Here is a 2,462-nt window from a genome sequence, read left to right on the forward strand (position 1 = left end):
GCCCGGCACCCCGGCGATCCCCCGGGGACGGCGGCCCCTGCGGGATCTGGTCATCGAGCGCTTCTAGCGCGACGATCACTGCATGGACACGCAGGAAATCGCCGACCGGCTGGAGATCGCCGGTCTGCTGGCCCGATACTCCCAGGCCATCGACTCGGGCCGGTGGGACCTGCTCGACGAGGTGTTCTGCGCCGACGCGGTGATCGACTACAGCTCCGCGGGCGGCATCAGGGGCACCCGAGACGAGGTCAAGGCGTGGCTGGCCGAGGTGCTGGCGCACTGGCCCGGCCGCCTGCATCTGATCGGCTCCCCGAGGATCGACTTCGACGGCGACGGCGAGGCCCGGGTGAGCGCCCCCTTCACCGACACGCTGGCGCCGACGCGGGACATGGTCGCGGCCGACGCGGAGGGATTCCTGCACGGCGGCGGCTGGTACCACCACCGCCTGCGCCGCACCGAGGACGGCTGGCGCAGCGCTGAGCTGGTGGAGGAGCAGAGCTGGCGCACCGCGCGCTGAGCCGGGCGCCAATTCGGTTCCCATTCGTTCCTGTCTGGTGTGGAATTGAACCGGACGACGGATGGGAGCCGTCTCCAAGGTTGTTCACCCGTGCAGGCATCGGCTGCGTTCCTCGATCCGCGATCCGCGGGCATCGAGATGGGGAGCGGATGGGGCCCGCGACCCGGCGGGTGTGCACGTTCCGCAAGCGCGATGACGACAGGCTGCCACGGGGGTAGACCGGTGATTGAGGCGCTGGAATGGGCTCTGCTGGACGGAGAGCACGCGCTGCTCGTCAAGGGGGACATGCGACGGGCACGCGAGCGGTTCGACGTCGCCTTCCGCGAGGCCGCGCAGCGGGGTGACCACGACGCGATGGCCCGGGCGGCGCTCGGCCTGGGCGGGGTCTGGGTGCACGAGCACAGGACGGCCGCGGGGGCGGCCATGGTCCGGGTACGCCAGCGCGAGGCGCTGTCGCTGCTCGACCCCGGCTCCTCGCTGGCCCTGCGGCTGCGGGCCAGGCTGGCCGCCGAGGACGACTATCGCAGCGGCGGCAGGGACGCGATCCTGGCCCTGGTGTCCGAGGCGCGCGACGCCGACGACCCGGTGGCGCTGGCCGAGGCGCTGAGCCTGGCCCACTACTGCGTCCTCGGTCCCGGGCTCGGCGCGCTGCGGCTGGAGCTGGCCAAGGAGCTGATCGGGGTGGCCTCCCGTACGGGCCGCCGCGCCGACCTGCTCATGGGCCTGCTGTGGTACGCCGTGGACCTGCTCCTGGAGGCCGATCCGCACGCGGAACGGGCGCTCGGCGAGCTGCGTGCCGCGCTGCGCAAGGAGCCGCACCAGGCGGCCGGGCTCGTGGTCAGCGCGATCGAGGTGATGCTCGCCATCCGCGAGGGCAGGTTCGACCGGGCCGAGGAACGGGCCGCCGCCTGCCGCGAGCAGGGCGTGGCCGTCGGCGACCACGACGCCATCGGCTGGTACGGCTGCCAGCTCGCCACCATCCGCTGGTATCAGGGCCGGATCGGCGAGCTCGTCCCCATGATGACCGACCTGCTGCGATCACCCATGATCAGCGCGGTCGACGACTCCCCCTACGCGGGCCTGGCGGTGGCCGCCGCCGCGACCGGCGACCGGCGGCTCGCCGAGAGCATGCTGGCCAGGCTGCGCGGCAGCGTGCTGGCCGACCTGCCGCGCACGAGCACCTGGCTGATCTCCATGTACGCGATCGTGGAGGCGGCCGACCTGCTGGGCGACGCCGAGCTGGCGGCCGGGGCGGCGGCGTTGCTGGCCCCGTACGCGGAGCTGCCGGTGATCACGAGCCCCGGCGTCACCTGCTTCGGGTCCGTGCACCACAGCCTGGGCGTCGCCGCGATCACCATGGGCGATCCCGGCCGGGCGGTCGATCACCTGCGCACGGCCGTCCACCACAACCTGGCGCTGGGGCACTGGCCCGCGGTCGCGCTGTCCCGCTCCCGGCTGGGGCAGGCGCTGGCGCTGCGCGACGGCCCCAGGGACGAGACGGCGCGGCGGGAGCTGGCGCTGGCCGCGCAGGAGGCCAGGGCGCTGGGCATGGTGCTGCCGCACCACCTGAGCAGCCGGGTGACCTGCCGGCCCAGCGGCCCCCAGTGGCGGGTGGAGCTGGGCGCGCGGGCGGTGCTCGTCGACCACAGCGTGGGCATGGCGCACCTGGCGGCGCTGCTGGCCAATCCGGGTCAGGAGATCATGGCCACCGACCTGGCCGCGGGTTCCGTGCCGCCCACCCCGGCGATCGCCTCGGCGCAGCCGGTGCTCGACGGGCCGGCCGGGCGGGCGTACAAGAACCGGCTCGCGCAGCTCGACGCCGAGATCGACGAGCTGGAGTCGAACCACCGGCGCCAGCAGGCGCAGGCGCGCCGGGCCGAGCGTGACTGGCTGGTCGCCGAGCTGGCCTCGGCGACCGGGCTGGGCGCTGGCTCTTATACACATC

General features: G+C 74.0%; 2 protein-coding genes. Both read left to right on the forward strand.

Annotated features, from left to right (window positions below; all coding sequences use genetic code 11):
* Positions 1-82: 82 nt before the first annotated feature.
* Positions 83-517 carry a nuclear transport factor 2 family protein gene (locus ETD85_RS61635; protein WP_138698993.1) on the forward strand — a complete coding sequence of 145 codons (435 nt, stop codon included), beginning with the start codon at positions 83-85 and terminating at the stop codon, positions 515-517.
* Between the two features lie 222 nt (positions 518-739).
* The coding region (locus ETD85_RS61640) for a hypothetical protein (RefSeq protein ID WP_138698994.1) at positions 740-2,462 on the forward strand (1,723 nt) is incomplete at its 3' end.

Origin of the sequence: Nonomuraea zeae (assembly GCF_005889725.1) — a bacterium.
GTDB lineage: Bacteria > Actinomycetota > Actinomycetes > Streptosporangiales > Streptosporangiaceae > Nonomuraea > Nonomuraea zeae.